This window comes from Streptomyces sp. E2N166 (assembly GCF_003671715.1).
Classification (GTDB): Bacteria; Actinomycetota; Actinomycetes; order Streptomycetales; family Streptomycetaceae; genus Streptomyces; species Streptomyces thinghirensis.
In genome coordinates this window covers 105,363-110,061 of the sequence record NZ_RAIF01000025.1, presented here as the reverse complement: position 1 = coordinate 110,061, position 4,699 = coordinate 105,363, and the positions used below count along the sequence as shown (strand labels likewise).

The window sequence follows — 4,699 nt, the reverse complement described above, 5'->3', positions numbered from 1 at the left end:
CCGCCGCCCGCGTCCGCTCCCGCGCCCCCGGCCTGGCCACCGCCTACAAGGCCGCCGGCACCGCCCTCAAGAAGCACGACCTCACCGGCACCCGCGCCCGCGTCCACCTCGTACTCGACCGCTCCGCCTCCATGCGCCCGTACTACAAGGACGGCTCCGCCCAGGCCCTCGCCGAGCAGACCCTCGCGCTCGCCGCCCACCTGGACCCCGAGGCGACGGTCCACGTCACGTTCTTCTCCACGGAGGTGGACGGCACCGGCGAGCTGACCCTCACCGACCACGAGAACAAGATCGACGAGCTGCACGCAGCACTCGGCCGCATGGGCCGCACCAGCTACCACGCCGCCGTGGAAGCCGTCCTCGCCCACCACGCCGAGGAAGAGGCTCCCGGCACCCCCGCCCTGGTGGTCTTCCAGACCGACGGCGCCCCCGACGCCAAGACCCCGGCCACCCAGTCCCTCACCAAGGCGGCGGCCGACCACCCGAACGTCCACTTCTCCTTCGTCGCCTTCGGTGACCCGGAGAACAAGGCCTTCGACTACCTCCGCAAACTCAAGACGGGCAACGCGTCCCACTTCCTCGCCGGCGAGACTCCCAAGGAACTCACCGACAAGGAGCTCTACGAGGGCGTACTGGCCACCTGGCGCCCGTAGGCCGCCAGGCACCGGAACCGCCCGACGGGGGGCGGACAGGGGAGACCGCCCCTGTCCGCCCCCCGAAACGCGTGTGAGTCGATCTCCATCCGACCAGTAGGATTTCGACCATGGCGGCCACTGGAAACGAGAAGCAGGGGGCGAAGGCGTTCTACGTCTCGACCCCCATCTACTACGTCAACGACGCTCCTCACCTGGGCCACGCCTATACGACCGTCGCAGGCGACGTGCTCACCCGCTGGCACCGCCAGCGCGGCGAGAAGGTGTGGTACCTCACCGGCACGGACGAGCACGGTCAGAAGATCATGCGCACGGCCGAGGCGAACGGGGTCACCCCGCAGGCCTGGGCCGACAAGCTCGTCACCGAGGCCTGGAAGCCCCTGTGGGAGCACCTCGACATCGCGAACGACGACTTCATCCGCACCACGCAGAAGCGGCACACCGACCGCGTCCAGGAGTTCGTGCAGGACCTGTACGACAAGGACGAGATCTACAAGGGCGGCTACGAGGGCCCGTACTGCGTGGGCTGCGAGGAGTACAAGCTCCCCGGTGAGCTGCTCGACGGCGAGGGCGAGTACGCGGGCCAGAAGCTGTGCCCGATCCACAAGAAGCCGGTCGAGATCCTCAGCGAGGAGAACTACTTCTTCAAGCTGAGCGAGTACAGCGAGAAGCTGCTCGCCCACTACGAGGCCAACCCGGGCTTCATCCAGCCCGAGTCCGCGCGCAACGAGGTCGTGAACTTCGTCCGCCAGGGCCTCCAGGACCTCTCCATCTCCCGCTCGACCTTCGACTGGGGCGTGCCGGTCCCGTGGGACGACAAGCACGTCATCTACGTGTGGGTCGACGCCCTGCTGAACTACGCCACGGCGGTCGGCTACAACGAGAACCCCGAGAAGTTCGAGTCGACGTTCCCCGCCGACGTGCACCTGGTCGGCAAGGACATCCTCCGCTTCCACGCGATCATCTGGCCGGCGATGCTGATGGCCCAGGGCCTCCCGCTGCCCGGGAAGATCGCCGCGAACGGCTGGCTGATGGTCGGCGGCGAGAAGATGTCGAAGTCCAACCTGACCGGCATCAAGCCGCAGGACCTGACCACGCACTTCGGCGTGGACGCGTACCGCTGGTACTTCCTGCGCGCGATCGCCTTCGGCCAGGACGGCTCGTTCTCCTGGGAGGACTTCTCCGCCCGCTACACCAGCGAGCTGGCCAACGACTACGGCAACCTCGCCTCCCGCGTGGCGGCCATGGTCAACAAGTACTTCGGCGGCGAACTGCCGGCCGCGACGGCCGACGGGGACGCGGAGAAGGCGATCCAGGACGGTCTGACCAAGGCGGTCACGGAGGCCGACCGGAAGATCGGCGAAGAGCTGGACTTCCAGGGCGGCATCCTGGCCGTCTTCGACTTCGTCAAGCAGGTCAACGGCTACATCACCGAGCAGGAGCCCTGGAAGGTCGCCAAGGACACGTCCGACGAGGGCAAGGCGCGCCTCGCGACGATCCTCTACACGGCCGCGGAGTCCCTCCGCGCGGTGGCGGTCCTCCTGAACCCGATCATGCCGGACACCTCCCAGAAGCTCTGGGACTCGCTCGGCGCGGAGGCCCCCCTGGGCGCCCTCGCGCACCAGAAGGTCCAGGACGCGGCGGACTGGGGCCGCCTGCCCGCCGGCGCCACGGTCACCAAGGGCGCGGTGCTCTTCCCCCGTCTCGAGGAGAAGCCGACCGCGTAACGCGCTCGCTACAGCACGGGGCCCGGGAGGGGCAGACCTTCTCCCGGGCCCCGTGCTTTGCGAGGATCGGACCCATCGCGAATTCACGTGGGGGGACCATCCATGGCACTGTTCGGCAACGCACACAGCATCGACCCGGCCCAGGCGCAGCAGGAGTACGCGCGACTGCTCGGCCACGGTGAGCAGATCCACGCCGCGTACCTGCTGATCCGCGACACCATCCTGTTCACCGACCGGCGGCTGATCCTGGTCGACAAGCAGGGAATCACGGGCAAGAAGACCGAGTACCACTCGATCCCGTACCGCAGCATCACGCACTTCGCGGTCGAGACGGCCGGCACCTTCGACCTCGACGCCGAGCTGAAGATCTGGCTCTCCGGCTCCCAGGCCCCCATCCAGAAGACCTTCACCAAGGGCGTCGACATCTACGAGGTCCAGGCGATCCTGACCCAGTTCGTGGCGCGGTAGGACTACGGCAGCTCTTCAGCTCCCGGACGCGTACGCCACGAAGCCCGCCCACGCCTGCGCAGCCAACGCGAGGCGGGGGCTCGCGTCGCGGTACTTGGAGTCACGGACGTGGACGGTGCCGAGGGTGGCCGCTATCTCGACGCAGGAGTCGCCGTCGGGTCCGTCGCTATAACTGCTCTTGAACCACGCCAGTTCGGAGGCATCCCCGGCGGTGGGCTTACGGATCATGTTTCTCCCAGCAGTTGCTCGATGAACGCCAGAGACTCCTCCGGTGGAAGAGCCTGGGCCCGGATGGTGCCATACCGCAGTTCAAGGACGCGCAGCTGCCTCGGATCGTGCGTCGGGCGGCCGTTGAACGCCCCGTCGGAGCGTCCCACCGCCGTGCCGTCCTCGAACTTCAGCACTTCGATCCTGCCGCTCATGCCGGGATGTGGTCCACTGCCCATCGGCATCACCTGGAGGGTGACGTTGTTCATCCGCCCCACCTCCAGCGCACGTTCGAACTGCTGTTGCCGCACCATTGTGCCCCCGACCCTGCGACGAAGCGTGGCCTCTTCCAGGACGAAGCTCAGCGCGGGCGCGGGACACCGGTCGTAGATGGCTCGGCGAGCCATGCGGGCGGCAACCCGGCGCTCCAAGTCCTCCGGGGAGTAGGCCGGCTGCCACGACTCCAGCAGGGCACGCGCATGCTCGGGAGTCTGCAACAGCCCAGGGATGCTGCTGCACACGTAGATCCCGATCTCGACCGCCTTGGCCTCCATCTGCGCAAGATCCCGCACCTTCTTCGGATACCGGACCTTCGCCACGTCCTCCTTCATGGCAGCGAGCAGCCCACCGGCCTCCAGCACCTCGTCGGCCATCTCCAGGTACTCCGGACGGGGAATCCGCTTCCCGCCCTCGATCTTGTAGACGAGATCCTCGCCGTACCCGACGGCCCTGCCGAAGTCACCGGCCCGCATCCCCACGGCCTCCCGGCGCAGCTTCAACTGCCGTCCCACGGTGGCGACCACCGCCACGCCCCACTCGTCGTCCGGGTCCACCTCCCACCCGGGCTCGTCAGCCTCGGTCCTGAGCTGTCGAACCTCACCGTCCACCGACATGCGCGCGCCCCTCCGTCGTACCGCCGCGTATCAGCCACGCCCTACCCGTACGCACGGCCCTGACAAGCCCGGACACCACCGGACAACCGGCGGACAGTGACCGTACGCGACGGCGCCATCACTGAGGAACTCCGGAACGCGACGAGCCGGGTGCCGGTCGCACCTGCGCCCCCTGTGAACCACCAACTGGGGAGAAAGCACCCCACCAAGCCCCTCCCCTCCCTCCCGTCGGGCGCGGTCACTCCCGCGAGTGAATATGCCAACTCGGCTGGATTCGGGACCGGTTGTCTGCCCTACGCTCAGCGGCGACACGACCACCAGACATGCGACGGCCCCCGCCGGGAGTGGCTTCCCAATGCGAGGGCCTGACCACCAAGGAAGAAGACGCTTCCCCGATGGATGCACAGCACCCTAACGCGCCCACGCCCGCCACGTCCCGAACCCCGGACGAAGACCACCCCCACGAGCAGCCGCTCGCGGGCGTCGTCCACGACAACGTCCGCCACACCGAGAGCTTCACGGTGGTCGGCAACCACCTCCTCCAGCACGAGGAGCTGTCCCTGCTCGCCATCGGACTCTCCTGCTACATCCAGTCCGTGCGCCAGGGCACCTCCGTCGACATCAAGACCCTTGCCGCCCGCTTCCCCGAGGGCCCCACCCGCATCGCCGCCGGGCTGCGCGAGCTGGAGAAGCACGGCTACCTGCAACGCACGTGTACGCGCACGTCCACCGGCCGGATCGTCACCCGCAC

General features: G+C 68.1%; 6 protein-coding genes. 4 read left to right on the top strand and 2 right to left on the bottom strand.

Translation table 11 applies throughout. The annotated features are described in order from the left end of the window. From EBH09_RS39010 to EBH09_RS18480, 3 genes are all read left to right on the top strand, one after another. Nucleotides 1–653 (top strand): VWA domain-containing protein (locus tag EBH09_RS39010; protein WP_238697355.1); only part of this gene is annotated, 653 nt, incomplete at its 5' end. Nucleotides 654–763: 110 nt separating this feature from the next. Beyond that, nucleotides 764–2,380, top strand: a complete 1,617-nt coding sequence (metG, locus tag EBH09_RS18485) for a methionine--tRNA ligase (protein ID WP_121748101.1) — start codon at nucleotides 764–766, stop codon at nucleotides 2,378–2,380. A 102-nt stretch (nucleotides 2,381–2,482) separates the two neighbouring features. Then, nucleotides 2,483–2,848 (top strand): PH domain-containing protein, encoded by a 366-nt coding sequence (locus EBH09_RS18480; RefSeq protein WP_121748100.1) that lies wholly within the window; start codon nucleotides 2,483–2,485, stop codon nucleotides 2,846–2,848. A gap of 15 nt (nucleotides 2,849–2,863) precedes the next feature. Here EBH09_RS18480 and EBH09_RS18475 read toward each other — a convergent pair whose 3' ends face one another. Next, nucleotides 2,864–3,076 carry a DUF397 domain-containing protein gene (locus EBH09_RS18475; protein ID WP_121748099.1) on the bottom strand — a complete coding sequence of 71 codons (213 nt, stop codon included), beginning with the start codon at nucleotides 3,074–3,076 and terminating at the stop codon, nucleotides 2,864–2,866. Continuing rightward, a complete protein-coding gene (locus tag EBH09_RS18470; RefSeq protein WP_121748098.1) occupies nucleotides 3,073–3,948 on the bottom strand; it encodes a helix-turn-helix transcriptional regulator in 876 nt (291 codons plus the stop codon). The genes EBH09_RS18475 and EBH09_RS18470 overlap by 4 nt, the downstream gene beginning before the upstream one ends. Before the next feature lie 395 nt (nucleotides 3,949–4,343). Between EBH09_RS18470 and EBH09_RS18460 the strand changes: the two genes are divergently transcribed. After that, nucleotides 4,344–4,699: helix-turn-helix domain-containing protein (locus tag EBH09_RS18460; protein WP_238697354.1), on the top strand; the 356-nt coding region annotated here is incomplete at its 3' end.